Here is a 22,653-nt window from a genome sequence, read left to right as displayed (position 1 = left end):
AAAAGACAAACTATTAAGACTTTTCTATCAAATCATAGAGAAAACAGTAGAGAAAGATATAAGATAATGGTAAAGATTTGATAAAATGTAAATGTAGTTAAATAATCAACAAAACCAAGCTATAAATTAACAAATAAAAAAATCCCCACTTGTTAAAAATTTGGAGATGTTAGCCTTGCTATATAATTAGTTGAGTTGAATTTTTTATCTGTATCAGAACTTACGCAACTGGCACATTGGTAAGGTGTGGTGCGACAAGCTCACCAACCACGTCAGACAGTATAAATCATGTAAATAACCAAATTGTTGATATCTGACGCACCCTACAACAGATTTTTTAGTGTCACACTTGCGTAACTCATCTGTATCTTTATACAAAAAACTTCTCTACACAACGTACAAATATTTCTACTCCCATGGCTAAAGCTGTTTCATCAAAGTCAAAGCGGGGATGATGGTGGGGATAGTTTAATTGCTTGTCTACGTTTGCAGAACCGAGAAAAAAATAACAACCAGGCACTTCTTGTAAGAAAAATGACATATCCTCACCTCCCATAGTTTGACATTCGGGAACTATACCTAAAGGTGTTTCTATCACTTGCTCTACAACAGAATGCACCAATTCAGTCATCTCTACATTATTAATAAGTGCTGGGTAAAGACACTGATATTCAAGGTTATATCTCGCTTCATGACTTTGACAAATACCTGCTATAATTTGCTCAATTCGTTTTGTAAAAAAGCCTGCTAAGTCAGGATTAAAATATCTAATTGTCCCTGTCATTTTTGCGGTATCCGCTATCACGTTTAAAGCTGTACCTGCATTCAATGTACCAATTGTTACAACTGCTGCATCAAGGGGATTCACATTTCTCGATACAATGGTTTGTAAAGCGTTGACTATTTGTGCAGCGACAATTATTGAATCTATAGTTTGTTGAGGAATTGCTCCATGTCCACCTCTGCCAAAGATAGTACATTTGAATAGTTCTACTGCTGCCATTAATGGACCAGAACGAACTCCCACCGTACCGAAAGGTAAATTATTCCATAGATGTAAACCAATAATCGCATCAACATCAGGATTTTTTAAAACTCCCGCTTCTATCATCGGTTTAGCACCTCCAGGAGATTCTTCTGCGGGTTGAAAAATGATCTTTACAGTACCTTTGAGGTTATGACGATTTTGATGAAGATGGTATGCTGTACCCAATGCGATCGCGATATGTCCATCATGTCCACAAGCGTGCATTTTCCCATTGTGTTGAGAACAATATTCTACTTGATTTTCTTCTTGAATTGGTAGCGCGTCCATATCCGCACGGATAGCTAGAACCCTATCATCATCCGATTTTTCACCTCTGATAATAGCCACAATACCAGTTTCCGCTATGCCGGTTTGGTGTTCAATACCCCAACTTTGTAATTTTTGAGAAATAAACTCAGCAGTCAATTTTTCCTGGAAAGCTAACTCTGGTTTTTGGTGTATATGTCGTCTCCATGCTATTAATTGAGGATGTAAAGCGCGAATTTCTAAGCGCACATTGCTAAGATTGATGTTAGTAGGATTAGGAAAAGTAGAAATAGTTGTCATAATTTCTAAAGGATATGTGACATGGTAGTGGCAGCATCTTGCTTGCATAATTTATCAAAATTAAAATCACAACAGCTTAATTACAAATTAAAGTAGGTTTCCCATTCTAAATTCGCTGCTGCTTGGGCTAATTTGTCTAAATCTTTGCAGTTTTCTAAGTATGGTAAATAACCTAAAACTGGTGTTTGAGTAAGATTACGAATTAAATCAGGTGGTGTTAAATCAAAAATTTCCGCCTCTGTTCTTGGTTGGGTACAATTGAGAATAATTCCCTTGAGATTAATTTTATTCTGTCTAGCCAATGCTATATTAGCAACAGTGTGAGCGATCGCTCCTAATTTTACAGGTACAACTAAAAAAGCTGGTAAACGCCATTGACTAGCCAAATCAGCTACAGTTAACTCATCTGTTACAGGTGAACCTAAACCCCCCAAGGACTCTACCAATAACAAGTCATAGCGTTTTTGTAATTTTAACAAAGTTTGCCAAACAATAGCTAAATCAACCTGACGATTTTCCTTTGCTGCGGCTATAGGAGGAGCTAAAGGTGCTTGAAAATGTAAAGGTGTAATCTCTTGCTGTGTTTGCTGCAAATTGAACAAACTTTGATATGTTTCCTTATCACCAATACCAGATTGAATAGGTTTCATAATACCTAAACTACGTTGAGGATAATATTTTTGCCAATAAGCTGCTAAAGCAATTGTTACAACAGTTTTACCTGCATCCGTATCAGTACCAAGAATAAACAAAGTATTTGCAAACATTAACTACCTACTATATGCAATATGATAATTTTGTATACTAACACAATTAAGAACTGTACAATTATACAACAGCTACATTGGTAGGGGCTGTCAGACATCAAGAATCTGTTTATTTGCAGCATTCATATAGTCTGACGCAACCTACAACTATAGTTTGTATATTAATGAAACATTAACATATATTATTGCCATTACTTCATAGAAAAATAACTGATTACTAAACTTTTAGCTGTTAACATTTTAAAGATTGCAAAATTGTAATTAGTAATAGGTAGATTCAAACAATGTATATTGCTTCATTTGATATCTTTGACACAGTATTAACTAGAGTAGCTGGTGAACCAAAAACCATATTTTTACTGTTAGGTAAACAACTCAATATACAATCTTTAATTAAATGTACACCAGAAGCATTTGTTAATGCTCGTATTCAAGCAGAAAATTTAGTTTATAGGAATATTGGTGAAAAATGTTCTCTGGAGAAAATCTATATAGAACTAGCCATAAAATTGAGACTAACTGCTGAACAAAGTCAAGTTATAATGCAAAAAGAACTAGCAATAGAATCTCAATTACTGCAACCTATTCCCATAGCTAAAGAAATAATCAGAACTGCTAGAAATCAAAAACAACAAATTATGTTTGTTTCTGATATGTATCTACCATCAGAATTTTTGAAACAACAATTATTAACACATTCATTGTGGGAAGATGGCGATTTAATTTATGTATCTAATGAATACGGAAAATCTAAACCTAGTGGTGAACTTTTTCGGGAAATAATCAAGATTCATCATGTTCCTCCTCATCAAATATTGCATCATGGTAATGATTTAATTTCTGATATTAAAGGAGGTAAAAAAGCAGGTTTACAAGTTAAGCATTTTACAGAAACTGCTCTGAATAAATATGAAAAAATATTAGAATATTATAGCTATGCTACAGAAGGTTTATCTTCCGTCATGGCCGGAGCTTCCAGATTAACTAGATTGCAAAATCCCACATCATCATTATACCAAAAAGGCTTACAAGATGTAGCTTTAGGAGTCATAGCACCTACATTAATTGGTTATGTATTGTGGATACTTCAACAAAGTAAAATGATGAATTTAAAACGTCTTTACTTTGTCTCAAGAGATGGAGAAATTTTATTAGCTATAGCGAAAAAATTAGCAGATAAATTGAAAATTGATTGTGAACTTTGCTATGTTTATGGTAGTAGAATTGCGTGGAATTTACCAGCATTAGCTAGTTTAAATAATCAAGAAGCAATTAAATTCTTAAAAAGATCAAGTTGGCTTTTAGATACAACAGGTAACGTATCTATTCACGAGTTTTTAGCAAGAGTTGGTATCGTTCCAGAAGAAGTTAATGATCATTTAACTAAAATTGGTTTTACACAACAAGATTGGTTAAAAATTCTTAATTACAGAGAACAAAACAAACTACATTCACTGATAGAAAATGAAGAATTTAGAGAGATTATTTTTGAAAAAGCATATCAAGCTAAACAAGTATTGGAACAATATTTAGATCAAGAAGGATTATTAGATTACACTAGTAAAGGTTTAGTAGATATTGGTTGGCTTGGTAGTTCCTATGATTCCCTAGCAGCAATTCTTAATACCCATGATGCTAAACTTGATGCAGGTTTCTTTTTTGGTATTAAAAAGAATAATAATAACCAGCAAATTGATCATAAAAAAGGCTATTTTTTTGACGAAAGACAACAAATTGGTTTTAAACAATTTCTCCCTAATTATGGTATAGTTCCTCTAGAAATGTTCTGTACTGCGGAACATGGTACTGTCATTAGTTTTCGAGAAGAAAATGGACAAATTAAACCAGTTTTTCGGAAAGAATGTAATCAAAAAGTGATAGACTGGGGATTACCATTTGTCAGAAAAAGTATTGACTGTTTTATTGATAACTTATTACTAGATGAAACATTAGTTAATCCTGGGGCGGATGTGCGAGAAGCAACCGCAGATGTGCTAAAATGTTTTTGGTTAAATCCTTCAGAAATAGAAGCAAACACTTGGGGTAATTTTCCTTGGGAAAAAGGACATAGTGAAACAACTGAATCTCTAGCCAGATCCTACAATTTAACGGATATTCTGCAATCTTTTTTAACTAGAAAATTACCCGATAATCAAAATATATGGTTTCAGGGTTCAATAACTAAAAGTTCTCCTATGATTCGTATAGGAATAGAAGGTTTTATCAAATATCAAGACTTACTTTCATCTATTAAATCTAAGTTTATAGGACTTACGCACTGTACAAATTCACCATGATGTGAATGAACGAAAATCCGTCGTTTCAGGCTTTTGGCGATTAACTTCTGATCAGTAGCAATGCTCACGGCAAGGGAAGCTATCACTCAAAAATCATCAAAAAATCACGTTAAAATGCCCGAAACCCATAGTCCATATTTAGTTGATTATGTCAATGCGTAAGTCCTAGTTTATGTCTTTTTAAGGTTTTTTAAATTTTCAGATGTATATATGTAGGGGTAATTCATGAATTACCCCTACTATTTGCATAAACTATGTATTTAGTATCACATCTACATGACTCTTGCTATAGACAAACCTTGCCATTTATAGCGGTAATTCTGGTGTTTCCGTAGGAGTAAGTGTTTCCATAGGAGTAGGTGTTTCCGTAGGAGTAGATGTTTCCATAGGAGTAGATGTTTCCGTAGGAGTAGGTGTTTCTGTAGGAGTAGGTGTTTCCGCAGGAGTAGATGTTTCCGTAGGAGTAGATGTTTCCATAGGAGTAGGAGTAGGTGTTTCCGTCGCTGCTGCGTGAGACTCCAAAGCCAAATTTAAACTATAGTTAATATAGTTAATTTCAGATTCGTTATTAGATAAACTTAATTCAATAGTATATTGACCACCATCAGAGAGAACTTCCTCATAACGAGTAAATTGAGAAGATTGATTGTTTACAGGTTCTCCATTACTATTTAATAAAGTAATAGAAATACCATCACCTGCATTAACAGATATAGTTAGTTTTTGTCCTGGTTTACTGAAAAAATTATACTGAATTAAAGCATTTTTTTTGAGTATTCCCTTCACATTAGCCTGATTAGATGAATCAAATGCAATTTTATAAGTAGAAATAACTGGTTCTGGACTCTCAGTTATACTAGATGTGGCTGTAGGAATAGGTGTAGATGTAGCAATGCTAGAAGAAATAACAGGAGAAGCAAAAGATTGGGGAGTTGTTGTAATAGTTGGTGTACTTTGCTTAACTGAATTTTTTAAAGAAGTTACTAAACTCCAAGATCCAAAACCTGCTAAGATTACTACCATTCCACCAATAGCACCCAATACCACAGGATTATCTAAAATAGGATTAGGAGAGGAACCACCAGATTGAGAAACATTATGTTTGGATAAAACGGGTTTGGGACTATTACCTACTGCAACAGTGCGAATAGAAGAAACATTAGGAGTAGGACGAAAATTTTCATCTAAACTATCTAATGCTCGTATTACATCAGCCGCATTCTGATAACGTTCACCAGGAACATGATGTAACATTCGCTCTAATATCTCAGCAAATCTTGGACTAACATTAACAAATCTTTGCCACTTCCAAACTAATTGATTTTCATCAAATAAATCAGAAGGTTCTTTACCAGTCAATAGCACTATAGCAGTCACAGCTAACGCATATAAGTCACTACTAGGATAAACACGACCTGTTTGCATTTGTTCATTAGGAGAATATCCTGGTTTACCTACTGTAGTAACTGAACTAACATTTGTTGCGTGTAACTTTGTCGCTAATTCCTTAACTACACCAAAGTCAATTAAAACAGGAAAAGAATCACTTTCCCGCAGAATCATATTATCAGGAGATATATCACGATGAATAATACCTTGACCGTGAATATACTGTAAAACAGGTAATAATAGATGCAGTAATCTTAAAACTTCTATTTCTGTAAAAATTTTGCCAGTAATTTGACGTTCATATAGTAAAGTGCGGTAAGTCTTACCAACGATGAAATCTTGAACTAAGAATAAACGTTTATCCTCAGCAAACTTTTCTCGAAACTTAGGAATTTGCGGATGATCAATTTGGTATAAAATAGCAGCTTCTCTTTCAAATAACTCCTGTGCTTTTTCTCCATGAGATGTTCCCATAGTAGTGGAAACTAACTCTTTAAGAACACAAAGCTCATTAAATCTTCTTTGATCCTCCGCTAAATAAGTTCTACCAAACCCACCTTGTCCAATCATACGAATGATATGGTAACGATTTTGCAGAATAGAGCCAATTGAAATGGGTGGTTGCATAGTCAATGAATAAGTTTAATATTCAGTGGTCAGTGGTTAGTTGTCAGTAGTTAGCTTATGAATAAGGATATCCAAACGGCTGTTAATGAGTTTTACCGACAATGATGCTAGTGTATATTAAAATATAATTTATATATCTTAATTGTACCTTATATAGTCTAAGCATCCCTAAAAAAGTGTTTGTGCCATAGCTGGTAAATGCTATAAATTCTAGTTTAGGTTAAGATTCAAGAGTGGGGAGAAAAATTAAATAGTGGAGCGCGGACTGCTGATTCCGGACTACTGACTCACTGGGTTTACCACTGCTAAACCCCTACTGACTCCTGAAAGCTAAATTAAGATTAAATATCTAATTTTTTAGTTTCTTAAATGTCCAGATTAGCATAAAATAAATTCCTACACCCAAAACATTTACACCTAACACTTAAGCTGAATATTTTTTCTCAGTTATAAAAGAAATAGGTACAATAATTAATCTACTATCCGCTCAAAAAGACTACCACAAGATTTGGGCAGATAACGAAAACCCAAAAACTAACAACTCTCAAGCCATTTGAAAGATTAGTTACTTGTGTCCCAGGAATACTCAAACATCAGGAATGTTAATTTTATGGATAAGTGCTGCTGTTTTGCATGAAAACTCCCAAAAAACTCACAGTTTTTTGTTTAGTTTGTCTTGGTTAAATCTGCTCAATCTCTGAACTATATCATCATGAATGCACTTCGAGGATCTGCTGTGCTAACTTCCGCTACTCTACCAGTATCATCAATTACAACCTCTATCCCAGAAAATAATCGTCTACGTCTGTTTTCTGGTTCTGCTAATATCACACTTTCGCAAGAAGTAGCTCGTTATTTAGGAATAGACCTAGGTCCAATGATTCGTAAAAGGTTTGCGGATGGTGAACTGTATGTTCAAGTCCAAGAGTCTATACGTGGTTGCGATGTCTATTTAATTCAGCCTAGCTGTAAACCTGTAAATGATCATTTAATGGAATTACTGATTATGATTGATGCTTGCCGTCGAGCTTCAGCAAGACAAATTACCGCAGTAATTCCTTATTATGGTTATGCTCGTGCTGATAGAAAAACGGCAGGAAGAGAATCCATTACTGCGAAATTAGTTGCTAATTTAATTGCTCAAGCAGGAGCTAGTCGAGTATTAGCAATGGATTTACACGCAGCACAAATTCAGGGATATTTTGATATACCCTTTGATCATGTTTATGGTTCACCAGTGATTTTAGATTATCTAGCCACTAAAAACCTACAGGATATTGTAGTTGTTTCTCCTGATGTGGGTGGTGTGGCCAGAGCTAGAGCTTTTGCGAAAAAACTCAATGATGCACCTTTAGCAATTATTGATAAACGTCGTCAAGCGCATAATGTAGCTGAAGTATTAAATGTCATTGGTGATGTGAGGGGTAAAACCGCCATATTAGTAGATGATATGATTGATACTGGAGGTACAATTGCTGAAGGTGCAAAACTGCTGCGTCAAGAAGGAGCGAGTCAAGTATATGCTTGTGCCACCCATGCAGTATTTTCACCGCCAGCAATTGAACGACTTTCTACAGGAGTATTTGAGGAAGTGATAGTTACGAATACTATTCCTATTCCAGAAAAGAATCATTTTCCCCAGTTAGTAACTTTATCGGTAGCTAATTTATTGGGAGAAGCTATTTGGAGAATTCATGAAGATAGTTCTCTAAGTAGTTTATTCCGTTAGTAGGAAAAAATTATTATCCTTATGAAGATCCCGGTCTTCTTTGAGAAGTCGGGGCTTTATTTTTGATTAAGTTTTATTTAAACATCAATTTCCATATTTTTGATAGTATGTGGTTTTTATAAATATTAATTCTACATATTAATGCTACATTATAAAAAATACCGAAAAAATACCACAAGCGCGGGGGTATATGACCTCAACCAAGTTAATCAACTAATTTATTAGACATAGGAGCGAAAATGAATGTAGGGAAAATTCATGAATTGTCCATAGAAGGGGTTTCAAATCACCTGTCTGCCGACAGGCAGGCGGACATTGAATTACGACCAGATATCTATTACATATCCTGCATAAAAATTACTAGTATATACAGGAATAAGTAAAGTTAAATGTTTAACATTTTATCTTAATTAATGTAAATTAACTTAAATGCAAATGTATGACTAAATATTTTCAGAAAAACAACCGATAATGGTTTTACGGTTGAGTTAAGTGTTAAATTATAAACAATATGTTTATAGAACTCAGGTATAACTTTGTAGATAAATGATATCTATAATCAAAAACGCAGTCAGTTTTCGTTATATTTAGGACTTACGCAAGATGTGACTGAAAACCTTATTTTTGCCTAGGTGTAATTTATGAATTACCTCTACTTTCGTTCCCTTTTGCGTAAGTCCTGATATTCTTCTTCAAGCATCCTCAAGCAGAATTAATTACTAGAAGGAATGTTTGTGGATAAATTCAAGATCATAATTTGCATACTGCTATTAATTTCACCAATATTCCGATAGTATAACATTAGTGATGTTAACCAACACCTAGCACTCAGATGGAATTTAACCCTGTAGAATAAACCCAGTCAAGGATTTTCTTGCAGGAGGAAGCAAATAAAAAAAGCTCTATTTATTTGCCAACAAGCTAATTTGTATATATTTTGTGTTGCATAAGTCGTTTATCTACCTTTGACAAATCCAATGACACTTGATAATAACCAAGGACTTACCTATAACTCCCACTCTGTCACACATTCTGGATTTCCTCCTACTTCCACCAATAATCCTTTTGGGCAGTCTGGCCTAAATTACGGACAAAATCAAGACAATAAAAAAATTTCCCGCGAAAACACTGCAATTGGAGAAATTGTTCCCGGTCGTGTAGCGAATATTAAAGTAATTGGTGTGGGGGGTGGTGGCGGCAATGCTGTTAACCGCATGATTGAATCTGATGTAGTGGGAGTGGAGTTTTGGTCAATTAATACCGATGCTCAAGCTCTGACTCTAGCAGGTGCACCTAGTCGCTTACAAATTGGTCAAAAATTGACTAGAGGACTAGGAGCAGGTGGAAATCCGGCTATTGGTCAAAAAGCAGCGGAAGAATCCCGTGATGAGATTGCTACAGCTTTAGAAGGGGCTGATTTAGTGTTTATTACTGCTGGTATGGGTGGCGGTACAGGTACAGGTGCTGCGCCTATTGTGGCGGAAGTAGCTAAAGAAATGGGTGCTTTAACGGTTGGTGTGGTGACAAGACCATTTGTGTTTGAAGGTCGTCGCCGTACCAGCCAAGCTGAACAGGGTATTGAAGGTCTTAAAAGTCGTGTAGATACGTTGATTATTATTCCTAATAATAAATTATTGGAGGTTATTCCTGAACAAACACCAGTACAAGAAGCTTTCCGTTATGCTGATGATGTGCTGCGTCAAGGGGTGCAAGGTATTTCTGATATTATTACTATTCCAGGTTTAGTGAATGTTGATTTTGCTGATGTACGAGCAGTGATGGCTGATGCGGGCTCTGCTTTAATGGGTATTGGTGTAAGTTCAGGAAAGTCACGCGCTAGGGAAGCGGCTATTGCAGCCATTTCTTCACCATTATTAGAATGTTCTATTGAAGGGGCTAGAGGTGTTGTATTTAATATTACAGGTGGTAGTGATTTAACTCTCCATGAAGTTAATGCTGCGGCAGAGACAATTTATGAAGTAGTTGATCCTAATGCTAATATAATATTTGGGGCAGTAATTGATGATAGACTGCAAGGAGAAGTGAGAATTACGGTAATTGCTACTGGGTTTACAGGTGAGGTGCAAGGAGCGCCAGTGCAAACAGTGAATACACCTAGAGTGGTGACTCCTACCAGCGCTAGAAAACCTCCTATTAGTCAACCTCAACCTCCGGCCAGTACATCAATTCCTGTACAGGAAACGAAAGATAAACAAGATAAACCAGTATTAGATATTCCTGATTTTTTACAAAGAAGACGTACTCCCCCGAAAAGTTAGAGTGTATAAGTCAGGATATCAAGGAGTCAGAATAAAAATTTTCTCCCTGTATCCTGCACCTTGCACTCACCTACATTAATTGTCAATTATCAACTCTTCTCACTGCCCATTTAATTACATCCTGACCTAATCTTGTACCATCAAGACGATCAATTTCTCTAATACCTGTGGGACTGGTAACATTAACTTCTGTAAGATACCCACCAATAACATCAATACCAACGAAAATTAAACCATCTTGTTGCAGTTTTGGGGCTAAATAACAACAAATTTCCTCTTCTCTAGCAGTAATAGAGGTTTGTGCTACTGTACCTCCTGTGGCCATATTATTACGAAAGTCACTGTTACTTGCTAGACGGTTAAGCGCACCTATGGGTTTTCCGTCTAATAAAATAATTCGCTTATCTCCTTCCTTAGCTTGGGGTAGGTAGGTCTGTACCATTACAGGTATTTGTCCTTGCATGGTGCTAAGTTCAATGATAGAGTTAAAATTGCGATCGCCTGCCTGTAAAAATAAAATTCCTTCTCCTGCTTTATTTCCCAAAGGTTTTAAAATTGTGGCTTGTTTAGCTTCTACAAAATCCTTAATAACTTGTTTATTGGCACTAACTATAGTTTCTGGCACACATTCTGTAAACTGTAAGGCATACATTTTTTCATTAGCTGATCTAATACCTTCCGGAGCATTAATGACTAAAGTTTTATTTTGATCAACATAATCTAAAATATAGGTAGCATATAAATAAGCATCATTTACAGGTGGATCTGTTCGCATAAATACAGCATCTACTATATCTAAAGTAGTTAAAAAACTATCTCCTAATTTAAACCAATTATCAACAGTTAACCAGCGACCATTGACTAAATCAATAGGTACAAGTTCAACTTGTTGTAAAATAGCCCAAGCCTGACCATTTTTAACAAAGAGTAAATTAGCTTGAGTAATAAAAACCTCATGGCCAAGAAGTTGTGCAGCTTCCATCATAGCCACACTACTATCATGACATGGATCAAGGCGATGGATGGGATCAATAATAAAAAGGAGTTTCACCCTGAAGACCTCATAATTTTGGTAATGTGAAAATAGGTGATAGGTGATTGGATAAAATATAATTCTACCGACTGCTGACTTCTGGTAGGGGTTTAGCACTGATAAACCCCTACTGACTTCTATCAACTAAACTTCTAGTAAAAGTAAGTCATTTAATTTACCTTGACTATCTAATTTGTGAAGATCATCACAACCACCAATGTGAACATCATTGATAAATATTTGTGGTAATGAACGTTTACCATTTGCTCTTTCAGACATTTTCGTTCTGGCTACTTCATCACCATCAATGTTGTATTCAATGAAATCAACCTTTTTACTTTTTAAAAGGTTTTTAGCACGAACACAAAAGGGGCAGGTTGTCCAGGTATAGATTTCTACTTTGGCACTCATAATATGTCAAGAAAATGTAATGTTTCTTAATTTTAGTCATAAGTTCATTATTGATCATCTATTCCCATTCAATAGTACCAGGTGGTTTAGAGGTAATGTCATAAACTACGCGGTTTACCCCTTTCACTTCATTAACAATGCGGTTAGAAATAACCTCTAACACATCATAAGGAATACGCGCCCAGTCTGCTGTCATCCCATCTTCACTAGTAACTATTCTTAGCACAATAGGATGGGCATAGGTTCGTTTATCACCCATTACTCCTACACTATGTATGGGTAATAAAACAGCGAAGGCTTGCCAAACTTCGTTATATAAACCACGTTGGTTAATTTCCTGACGCACTATTAAATCAGCATCGCGTAAAATATTCAAGCGTTCTGCTGTTACTTCTCCTAAAATACGAATGGCTAAACCAGGGCCAGGGAAGGGTTGACGTTGGACTATTTCCTCTGGTAATCCTATGGAACGTCCTACTTTACGCACTTCATCTTTAAACAATTTTCGCAGAGGTTCTACTAGTTTAAATCTTAAGTCTTTGGGTAGACCACCTACATTGTGATGACTTTTAATTTTGACTGCTACTCTTTCTCCGGTTTTAGGGTCAATATTGGTATCAGCAGATTCAATTACGTCTGGGTATAGTGTACCTTGGGCAAGGTAATCAAAATGACCTAGATTTTTAGATGTCTCCTCGAAAACACGGATAAATTCATGTCCGATGCGGCGGCGTTTTTCTTCGGGATCGGTTACTCCGGCTATGGTTGTTAGAAAGCGATCGCGTGCATTGACATATTTTACAGGAATATGGAATTGTTCTTTAAATAACTTAACTAGTCTTTCTGGTTCTAGCTTCCGCATAAAGCCCTGATCAATAAATACACAGGTTAATTGATCACCAATGGCTTTATACAATAGGAAAGCAAGTGTGGAAGAATCCACACCTCCAGAGAGTGCTAATAGTACTCGTTTATCTCCAACTTTAGCGCGAATGTCTGTAATTGATTCTTCTACAAAAGCGGCGGTAGTCCAACTGGGATGACATTGACAGATATGGTAAACGAAATTACGAATTAAAGCTAAACCATGTTGAGAGTGAACAACTTCAGGATGGAATTGTACTCCATAGAGTTTTTTATTGTGATCTGCTATAGCTGCACAGGGTGTATTATCAGTATGTGCTAATAAATCAAAGCCTGATGGCATATCTATAACCGAGTCACCATGACTCATCCACATAGTTGAACCTTGTTCAACGTTGGTAAGCAACCCCGTAGGATCATCTATAAATAAAGATGCTTTACCGTATTCACCCCGATCTGCTTGTTCTACTTTTCCGCCTAATTGATTTACCATGAGTTGCATTCCATAGCAAACTCCTAATACGGGGATACCTAAATTCCAGATTTCCGGGTCAGAATGGGGGGCGTGATCGCTATATACTGAGTTTGGACCACCGGAAAGAATGATACCTTTAGGATTAATTTCTTGAAGTTGGGCGGCTGTGGTACGGTAGGAAAGAACTTCGGAATATACTTGAGCTTCGCGGATACGTCTAGCGATTAATTCTGAATATTGAGAACCAAAATCGAGAATAACTATGATTTCACGTTTAATCTCTCCCAAGTCTATATTTGTGGGATGTGTGATTTCGGTTGGTAGTGTCACCGATGTATTCATGTCTGGGGATGTGTCCTGGATAATGTATAAGGTAGTTTAACTAGTTATTAAATTAGTTTGTAAACGTTCTATTATATCTGTTTTTTTCCTAAAAATCAAGAACTAAATTTGAGGAGGTGGTGTTGCTGAACTCAGGTATCAAATTGAGAAATTCAAAATTTGAAACTTTGCGTCTAACGCAAGTGCTTCGCTTCGCTAATGTGCGAAATAAATATCATACCCCAACTCAGCAACGTCGAGGAGGTTGGGTTAAGCAAACCCAACAGCTACAACTATGATTCTTGAATTTCCTTTTGTAAAGTCTTAATTTGTTCTAAAGATAATTCAGTAATTTCAGCAATTTGTTGTAAATTCATGCCAATGCGTAGTAGTTTTAAAGCAAATTTTCTAGTTGCTTCAGCTTTACCTTCAGCTTTACCTTCAGCTTTACCTTCGGCTTTACCTTCTTCTAAGGCTTCTTGATAAACCCTAGTTTGTTTTAACTCACTTAAACCTAACATAGCTTCAATTTCCTCTCTGCTCTTTTGGGGTAACTTATAGACGATAATTGTTTCAATGAGATTAATTAAGTCTTGTTTTATTTTGGCATTATTTAGTTGTTGGTTTGCTTGGGCAATTAATTGTTTTGCTAGTATTGGTGCAGTTTCTTCCGTTTCTATTACTAGTTTAACAACACCCACGCCTAAAGAACTCTCTCCTAACTCATCTAAATAAATGCGTTTAACTCTGTCAAGTTGCAAGATTTCGCCAAATTGTAAATTTTCTTCCCTTTCTATGGTACGACTAGGATAGATAATTACAGCTTGGCAAGGATGAACGGGTTTATATTGTCGCAAATAAAGGCAAATTTCCGCAAACAGACGATAATATAAATCATCATCGGGTTGAAATTGAACCTCAACCACATAAAATGGTTTTGTGGGATCTTTAGTGGTTGGTAAAAATAAACCATCTAAACGAAAAGCTAGTTGTTTAACTTCACGTGATGTAAATTCATAAACATCTGCTTCTGTGGGAGAATTGTTAATTAATTCAAAGAAGATGCTCGGAAATGCTTGAAATAAGCTATAGAAAATTGTATCTGTTTTCACTATGATTGAGTAATTACTGGATCTAATCTAGTATTTAATGCTGGGTGTTAATAACTGGGTGTTAATAAAAATTTCAAATTTATTGTTTGGATGTTACACATATCACTGCTTTATCCTGTATAATAATGGTAACTACACTTACGGTAACGGCGTAAAAGGAGAATATCAAAAAGTTTTTTTAGGTTGCTAGGTTAATATTTAACTTTGTTATTTTTGAGTATAGGGTGAGATGGTAGTTTGATTATACATGGAATTGTGGATTTTGTCAACGGGTACGACAGAATCAGGATATCCAGGATGTAAGGATTTACAGGATAGAATCTATCAAAAAATAGGACATTTTTAAACATTTTTAAAATAGGATATTTTTACAATTGACCTTCAAAAACAGTGAGTTAGACTGGTGAAATTATCAACAATCTAGGGGTATCTAAAAGTATCAAATCTCGGATAGATAGTCAATCTATGAACCGAGATTTGAATGGTGCGCGGGGAATTTATCTCCGTGCATTGGTTGGTACGCCTTGGTTGAGAGATAATCTCAACTTATCTATTTGTTAGCATTGGTTAGCAAAAAAGTATCGGTACAATGGCACTCATTTCATCTAGGTTCAATACTTGAGCTAGTTGTGCTTCTGTCATTAAGCCTTTGTCTAAAACTATCTGTCTTAATGATTTTCCCGTTTCTAATGATTCTTTGGCCACCGCTGCGGCATTAAGATAGCCAATATGAGGATTTAAGGCTGTAACTAGTGCTAAACTTCCTTCTGCATAGGCTAAACATCTTTCTTCGTTGGCCATAATTCCTTGAATGCAACTTGTAGTTAAGGCTGCAATTGTACTCCCTAGTATCTCAATGCTGTGGATTAAATTGTAGGCGATTAGTGGCATCATCACATTTAATTCTAATTGTCCCGCTTGTGCTGCTAATGCGATCGCTTGATCATATCCCATCACTTGAAAGCATACCATAGATGTCATCTCTGCCATAACTGGGTTATATTTTCCTGGCATAATAGATGACCCTGGTTGCACTGGAGGCAGTTGAATTTCTTTAAACCCTGTTTTAGGTCCTGAGTCCATTAATCGCAGGTCATGGGAGATTTTAACCATGTCCTGAGCTAAGTTTCGCACTGCTCCAGATACGTTGACAAATGCTCCCATACTTTGCATAGCGGCCATCAGATGTGGTGCTGGTTCTAAGGGCATTTCCAATAGTTCAGACAGGACTTCTACGACTCTTTTCCGATATTCAGGATGGGTATTCATCCCTGTACCTGCTGCACTTCCACCTATCCCTAATACCATTAAGTCACTAGCAGCTATATATAATCTATTTTGATGTTCTGTGAGGATTTGCGCCCAAGCTCGAAAGTTCTCTCCTAAACGTACTGGTACTGCATCCTGTAGGTGTGTACGCCCTGATTTAATGATGTGTTGAAATTCATCCCCTTTGCTTTCTAATGTTGAAATTGCTTTTTCTAGTGCTGGATGTAATGTATGAGTTAGTGCTAGTAACCCTCCTATTCTAATACAGGTGGGAATAACATCATTTGTAGATTGTCCGTAATTAACGTGATCATTAGGGTTCACTCGTTTATAGTTGCCCTTTTCATCTCCTAAAATTTCTAAGGCGCGGTTTGCTAGAACTTCGTTAATATTCATGTGATGAGAAGTTCCTGCACCTGCTTGGTAAATGTCTACAACGAATTGATCTCGTAGTTTACCATTTAACACCTCGTCTGTAGCTTGAATAATGGCGTGACTAATATCGTTAGGAATACACCCTAGTTGTCCATTAACTATAGCTGTAGCTTTTTTAATTAATATTCCAGCGTCTATGTAGGTTGATAATGGTTTAATTCCGCTAATAGGGAAGTTTTCGATCGCTCTTTGGGTTTGAATGCCATAGTAGACATGATTGGGGATTTGGCGATCGCCCATGGAATCACGTTCAATGCGAAAATCGGTATTGTTGGTCATATTTGGTGATTGGTGATTGGATACAATATAATTTTCCTGACTCCTAACTTTGTGGTTTTACAGAACTTTTGGAGTAAATTTGCAGTAAATAAGGTACACCAATTTTAAAAGGTGGTTTTAAAACTTAAACTTGAGTTGGTTACTGTACCTCATAAACCTCGAACCTGCTGTAGCTTTTTGCTTATAGTATCTTGATTATCTAATGCTTGGGGATGATTAGGATTAATTTTTAAGGCTTCTTTGAGTGCTTCACTGGCTTCTGGATATTTCTTTAACAATCTTAATGCTATCCCTTTTCCTGCCCAAAAGTCGGCGTTTTTTGGGTTAATTTTAATTGCTCTTTCATAGCTGGTTACTGCTTGGTTATATTTCTTCAAAGCCATAAATCCTAATGCTTTATTATAAAATGCTTCTGATGCTTGTGGATTAAATCCTATGGCGTTATTGGCAGCAGTTATAGCTTCTTGATAGCGTTGTAATCTCAACAGGGTAGAACTTTGATTTACCCATACTTCAGCTAACAGGGTTTTATCCCCTATGTAACCATCTCCCTTTAACGCTCGTTCATAAGCAGCTGTAGCTGCTTCTAATTGTCCTAATGATGTATATATTCTTCCTTTGTTATACCACGCTTGGGATGATTTGATGTCTATTTCTAAAGCTCGTTCATTAGACACTAGTGCCTCTTGATATTTACCTTGATGCCATAGAGCAACACTTCTATTACTCCAAGCACTAGCATAAGTTGAATTTAAGGATATAGCTCTATTGAAAGCCGCCAGTGATTCGTCATATTTTTTTAAGCCCACTAAAGCGTTACCAAATTGATTCCAGGCTGATGCTATTCCTTCTGGACCCCAGATATTATCACTTTTTTGTAAGGCTGTGTCACAAGCTACTGCGGCTTCTTCATATTTGCCCATACGATTAAGATTAGTACATTGACTCACTAAAGCTAAGGCATAATTAGGGCTAATTTTGATAGCTGTTTCCAGGGCGGTTTGTGCTTGGGGATATTTGCCTAATTTAGTCAGGAGAATACCATATTCTGTCCAGATTTTACGATCATTATTGTTAAAAGCGATCGCCTTATTATAAGCCATTAAAGATTCATCATATAATCCCATTGCTTGAGTTACTTTACCACGATTAGCCCATCCTAAAGCCGCGTTAGAACTACCCCAAAACTGATTAGCTTCTAAAGCGCGATCGCAAGCATTTAAAGCTGTTTTAAATTCACCAATTTCATATAAATATACACAGGTATTTGTCCAAGCCAAAGAATAATCTGGATTTAATTTAGTAGCCCAATTAAAAGAATTTCTTGCTGCTTCTTTTTGTCCTAATTTACTCAAAGCTACTCCCTGATAATTCCAACTTACTGCTGATGTTGTTCTCCCCCAATTCTTATTTATTTTCAAAGCCTTTTCACAGGCATTTATCGCTTGAGAATATTGTCCCAACTCTGATAAAGCTAAACATAATTGTGTAAAACCCTCAGAATTATTCGCATCTAAACTAATCATTCTTTGATAAGAAGATATAGCTGCTGGTAACTTATTAAATGCCAATAATAGATTACCTCTAGCCAACCAAAGTTCTGGTTGATTTTCCTTAATAGCTAAAGCAGCATCACAAGCCTTTAAAGTTTCTTCATAATTTTTATTATTGACACCTGCATCCCAATTATTACATAAAGAAGCCAAATAGTCAAAACTTTGGATATCTTTTTCTGCTTTGACAATTTGAGGATGAGAAACTGTTAAAACCGCACCATAGAAAATCCAAAACAAAGATAGTAATTTCTTAAATTTCTGATTTGACATAACCCACACCTAAATTTATTTTATTGCTTTGTTATCACTTATTTATCACAACCATGTAAACTACCATCACTCATCACCGCACCGCATAAATAAGCACCCTTTAAATTAGCTCCTTGTATTTGAGCATTTTTTAAATTTGCTCCTGCCAAATTAGCATTTTCTAAATTAGCATTTTTTAAATTTGCTCCTTGTAAATTAGTTGCTTTAAGATCACTATTATACAAACTAGCTTGGTTCAAATTAGCTTTACTCAAGTTAGATCCATATAGTTTAGCATTATTCAGTTTAGCACCGAATAAATTTACATTACTTAAATAAGTCTCCTCTAAATTTACTCCTGTCATATTTCGGTTAACTACTTTTTGATTAGTAATTTCCCAAACTAATCGCCATTTAGCATCAATCATAGTTTCCTTATTAATTTTAGCACCTTGTAAATTTACCTGTCGTAAATCAGCATTAGTTAAATTAGTATAACGTAAATCTGCTCCTTGTAAATTCGCATCTTTCAGATTAGCTCTAGTTAAATCAGTATAGGCAATTTTAGCTTGACTCAAATTAACTTCTTGGAGATTTGCACCTTTTAAACTAACTATAAATAACTCCGCTTTTTCTAAATTTGCTCCTGATAAATTGACATAATCTAAATTAATTCCCTGTAAAAGTGCGCTTGTTAAATCTACTCCACTTAATTCTTTATCTAACTTTTGATTAACTAATTTCCACACAAATAACCATTTTTTGGCGATTACTGTTTCTTCTGTAATTTTAGTTTGTCTAAAATCTACTTTTTCTAAATTTGCTCCTGATAAATTAGCTGCTGTTAAATCTGCACCATGTAGGTTAGCATTTTCTAAATTACTATTTTTTAAATTGGTTGTCTGGAAAATAGCATTTTCTAAATTGGCATTTTTTAAATTAGCTTTTAATAAATTGGCATTTTCTAAATTACTTGCTGATAAATTTACATTGTTTAATTTACCTTCACGTAAATCGGCTGACTTTAAATTACTTTTGGATAAATTGGCGTTTTCTAATTCTACATTCTCTAATTTAGCATTTTCAAAATTAGCCATTGGTGCTTCTAAATCATTTAATTTTCCTCCTCTAATATCCGCACCTTGTAAATTTGCTCCGGGTAATTTGGCATTTTCCAAATTTACACCTCTTAAATCACATTTAGGACATTCCTTATTTGTTAATAGCTGTTCTAAATGTTTCCTGTTGGCAGCATTTCCGGGGATAATGATACTGAAAACAGTTAATAAAATAACTAAGGGTAAAGAATAAAACCGTGTAATTGTCATTTTCATAAGTGAGATTTGAGATAAGAAGTAAAAATTAATTGTATCTGAGTCAAGTACAACAAGTACAATTTACTGCGATTTTGGAGGTAACTCAGCAGGGGGTAAAATATTATTTTCAGGTTTTTCTGGTGGTTCAGGAATTTCCTGTGGTGTTTTTCTGGGTGGTTTATTCTTATTCTTTTGTTCAGGTAGTTGAGGTAATGTATTAGGAGTTTTACTAGGTAATACTTCTGGTAGTTTGGGTGGTGTTTTCAGAGTTGTTTCGGGAAGATCATTAGCTTTTTCTGGTATAAGTTTCTCAGGATTAAGAACAGTTTCAACTACTGTAGATTTACTAGTTATTTCTCCTGTGGGATTTGTTACTTGTAAAGTAATAGTTTGTTTATTGTTGGTAGGACTTAAAGTATAGTAAATTTGGCCATTATTGGCCACTGTTCCCGGAGAAGGAAGTAATTCCACTTTAATATTTTTAGTTCCTTTGACTTGCCAAGAAATATTTAACTGTTTTTTTTGCTGAGGATCTAGGTTAAATATATAATTTGGTAGTACATTTTGTCCATCAATTTTAAAGTCAATAATTTTTGTGGGAATGGGTTGAATTTTAATAGATTGTGTTCTTTGAGTGATGATTTTTGGTTCTTGATTCGATACAGTAGTTTTAGGTACAATTGCTAATTCAAAAATATATTCTCCTGGATTAATAACATTAGTTGGTACGTTTTCACATATCAGTGTTTTTAGTATTGTTTGTGGTATTTTGGTTTTTGGTATTGTTTGTGCTATTTGGCAATATTTTTTAGTATCAACTAGTATTTTAATTTCACTGTTTGCTGATTTACCTGTTAGTGATAATTCCTTTTCTTTAATTTGTAACTGATCATTAACATTAATTTGATTAATTATCCAAGAGAGATGAATACCATTTTTTACATTATTATCTTCTGGTTCTTGATATTGACTTTGACTAGGTTTAAAAGTAATAATTTCTGGTTGAGGAATTGGTTCAATAATAATTTGAGTGGTTTTTTGTGTTTTTGAAGCAATAATTTTTCCTTGTTCATAACTAATTTGCATTTCAAAATTATATTTTCCTGCTTTTCTGGCATCTGTAATGATATTTTGACAAGTTAAAATCTGTTTTTCTATATTACAGTCTGTTGTCAATTCCTGGGGAATACCTTGTTCAAAGTTGTATGTTATTGGTGCACTGGTAATATTGCCATCCCTAGATAATCCCACTATTTTAATATTTTTAACTTTTTTAATTTCACTAACTTGCCAATTTAATGTGATGGGTTTATTATCAATTTCTTTATAGATAACATTTTCTGGATAAAACTGTAATATTTCTGCTGATGGTTTGGCTTTAAAAAATAACCACCATATTAATAATCCTGTTCCTGTAAGTAGGGCTAAGATAATTAATGCTAAAATGAGAAAATGCCACCAGGGACGCGCTTCCCAAATTAATACTCCTGAAAGTCTTGGGTTAATTAATGCTATTTTTTGCTTGTCTTGAACATGGACTGTAAAGTTAAATAATCTGCCATAAAAAGGACGTTTTAACCAAGATTTTGGCGGTTCTACCTCAATATCAACTATTTGTGGTTCTATTTGTTGTGGTAGTATTTTAACGCTGGTTGTTTGGGGGTTATAAGTACAAAGTTGATCTTGTTGTTCTGCGCTTTCAACGGTAAATTCTAATTCTCTAATTGTGTTACCTTTATTATAAATTTGGATTTGATATAATCCAGGTAAATTTTGTACTTTACCTATTTTAGTGATCATGAAAATATCTATATCATGCTTTTCCTTAACTTTTAAATAAAATAAGTCTAGTAATGTCAGTTGTTCATGGTTATCTGAATAAATACGAATTGTGGGCGAATAAGTTCCCGCAATACTATTAAATGGTACTGTTAATTCTACTAAAATTTCTCCCTGTTCTCCTGGGTTTAATTCTAGTGCCTCATGACTGGTAAATAGGCGGGAGTTGGAGTTATTATTAATGTATTTAATTTGTAAATTATCTTTAAGAAAGTCTCGCCATATTAAGTTTAAATCTGGACAAATTAAGCGAAATTTATCTACCCTTTCGGAACGGTTATCAACAGTAATTGTCAGGTTAACTTTTTCTCCTGGTTCTACAGCAATTGGTGTGGATGATGTGCTATGGGGTTTAATTGTGAAAGTAGGATCTATCTCTTTTTTGGATGATTTAACAAAGGATTTAATTACCAGGTTTCTTTCATAAATGATGGGATTTTCTGTACCATCTGTATCTAAAATTAGTGAATATTTATATACACCAGGAAGGGCGTGATTAGGAATCTGAATAGTAAATTCTACCTCTCCACTATTACCAGCATTTAAGCCGATTCTTTGCGGTGGAGGTAGTTCGCATAGGTTACGCTGGTTGGAGTCTTTAATACTATCTATTTTGACTCTGATCAGCAGGTTTTTTTCAGTATATTGATTAAATACTGTGACTTTTAATGTTAGTTTTTCACCAGATTGTCTGACAATCTCTCCTGCTGGATCTGTAATTACACTTAATAATAGTGTTTGTTGGTTTTCTGTTAAGTATGTCATTATTGTTCATCCTAGCAAGTTAATAATGATGTGGTTGATTGAGCTAA

The 22,653-nt window shown here is 35.0% G+C and carries 14 protein-coding genes; 3 read left to right on the top strand and 11 right to left on the bottom strand.

Annotated features, from left to right (window positions below):
* Positions 1–370: 370 nt before the first annotated feature.
* On the bottom strand, positions 371–1,594 hold the full coding sequence (locus H6F32_RS10520; protein WP_190369280.1) for a M20 family metallopeptidase: 1,224 nt from the start codon (positions 1,592–1,594) through the stop codon (positions 371–373).
* An 80-nt stretch (positions 1,595–1,674) separates the two neighbouring features.
* A complete protein-coding gene (gene bioD / locus H6F32_RS10515) occupies positions 1,675–2,361 on the bottom strand; it encodes a dethiobiotin synthase (protein ID WP_190369279.1) in 687 nt (228 codons plus the stop codon).
* 284 nt (positions 2,362–2,645) lie between these two features.
* On the opposite strand from bioD, the gene H6F32_RS10510 reads away from it, so the two are divergent.
* Positions 2,646–4,658, top strand: a complete 2,013-nt coding sequence (locus tag H6F32_RS10510) for an HAD hydrolase-like protein (protein WP_190369278.1) — start codon at positions 2,646–2,648, stop codon at positions 4,656–4,658.
* A 306-nt stretch (positions 4,659–4,964) separates the two neighbouring features.
* On the opposite strand, the gene H6F32_RS10505 is transcribed toward H6F32_RS10510, so the two are convergent.
* Positions 4,965–6,674 (bottom strand): serine/threonine-protein kinase, encoded by a 1,710-nt coding sequence (locus H6F32_RS10505; RefSeq protein WP_190369277.1) that lies wholly within the window; start codon positions 6,672–6,674, stop codon positions 4,965–4,967.
* Between the two features lie 712 nt (positions 6,675–7,386).
* On the opposite strand from H6F32_RS10505, the gene H6F32_RS10500 reads away from it, so the two are divergent.
* Positions 7,387–8,403 carry a ribose-phosphate pyrophosphokinase gene (locus H6F32_RS10500; protein WP_190369276.1) on the top strand — a complete coding sequence of 339 codons (1,017 nt, stop codon included), beginning with the start codon at positions 7,387–7,389 and terminating at the stop codon, positions 8,401–8,403.
* A 977-nt stretch (positions 8,404–9,380) separates the two neighbouring features.
* Positions 9,381–10,682 carry a cell division protein FtsZ gene (gene ftsZ, locus H6F32_RS10495; protein ID WP_190369275.1) on the top strand — a complete coding sequence of 434 codons (1,302 nt, stop codon included), beginning with the start codon at positions 9,381–9,383 and terminating at the stop codon, positions 10,680–10,682.
* Between the two features lie 82 nt (positions 10,683–10,764).
* Here the strand turns inward: ftsZ and gshB are convergent, their stop codons facing one another.
* The 8 genes from gshB to H6F32_RS10455 form a co-directional block, all read right to left on the bottom strand.
* Positions 10,765–11,733 (bottom strand): glutathione synthase, encoded by a 969-nt coding sequence (gene gshB, locus H6F32_RS10490; protein WP_190369274.1) that lies wholly within the window; start codon positions 11,731–11,733, stop codon positions 10,765–10,767.
* Between the two features lie 126 nt (positions 11,734–11,859).
* Entirely contained in the window at positions 11,860–12,126 is a 267-nt protein-coding gene (gene grxC, locus H6F32_RS10485; RefSeq protein WP_190369273.1) for a glutaredoxin 3, read from the bottom strand.
* Between the two features lie 58 nt (positions 12,127–12,184).
* The gene (gene guaA, locus H6F32_RS10480) at positions 12,185–13,807 is read right to left on the bottom strand and encodes a glutamine-hydrolyzing GMP synthase (protein ID WP_190369272.1); all 1,623 of its coding nucleotides are present in this window, start codon (positions 13,805–13,807) and stop codon (positions 12,185–12,187) included.
* Between the two features lie 272 nt (positions 13,808–14,079).
* A complete protein-coding gene (locus H6F32_RS10475) occupies positions 14,080–14,898 on the bottom strand; it encodes an Rpn family recombination-promoting nuclease/putative transposase (protein WP_190369271.1) in 819 nt (272 codons plus the stop codon).
* 567 nt (positions 14,899–15,465) lie between these two features.
* Positions 15,466–16,881 carry an aspartate ammonia-lyase gene (locus H6F32_RS10470; protein WP_190369270.1) on the bottom strand — a complete coding sequence of 472 codons (1,416 nt, stop codon included), beginning with the start codon at positions 16,879–16,881 and terminating at the stop codon, positions 15,466–15,468.
* A 149-nt stretch (positions 16,882–17,030) separates the two neighbouring features.
* On the bottom strand, positions 17,031–18,707 hold the full coding sequence (locus H6F32_RS10465) for a tetratricopeptide repeat protein (protein WP_190369269.1): 1,677 nt from the start codon (positions 18,705–18,707) through the stop codon (positions 17,031–17,033).
* A gap of 38 nt (positions 18,708–18,745) precedes the next feature.
* Positions 18,746–20,014 carry a pentapeptide repeat-containing protein gene (locus tag H6F32_RS10460; RefSeq protein ID WP_190369268.1) on the bottom strand — a complete coding sequence of 423 codons (1,269 nt, stop codon included), beginning with the start codon at positions 20,012–20,014 and terminating at the stop codon, positions 18,746–18,748.
* 69 nt (positions 20,015–20,083) lie between these two features.
* On the bottom strand, positions 20,084–22,606 hold the full coding sequence (locus H6F32_RS10455; RefSeq protein WP_190369267.1) for a hypothetical protein: 2,523 nt from the start codon (positions 22,604–22,606) through the stop codon (positions 20,084–20,086).
* Between the last annotated feature and the right edge of the window lie 47 nt (positions 22,607–22,653).

Origin of the sequence: Anabaena sp. FACHB-1237 (assembly GCF_014696225.1) — a bacterium.
Taxonomy (GTDB): domain Bacteria; phylum Cyanobacteriota; class Cyanobacteriia; order Cyanobacteriales; family Nostocaceae; genus FACHB-1237.
This window is presented reverse-complemented; position numbering and strand designations above follow the sequence as displayed.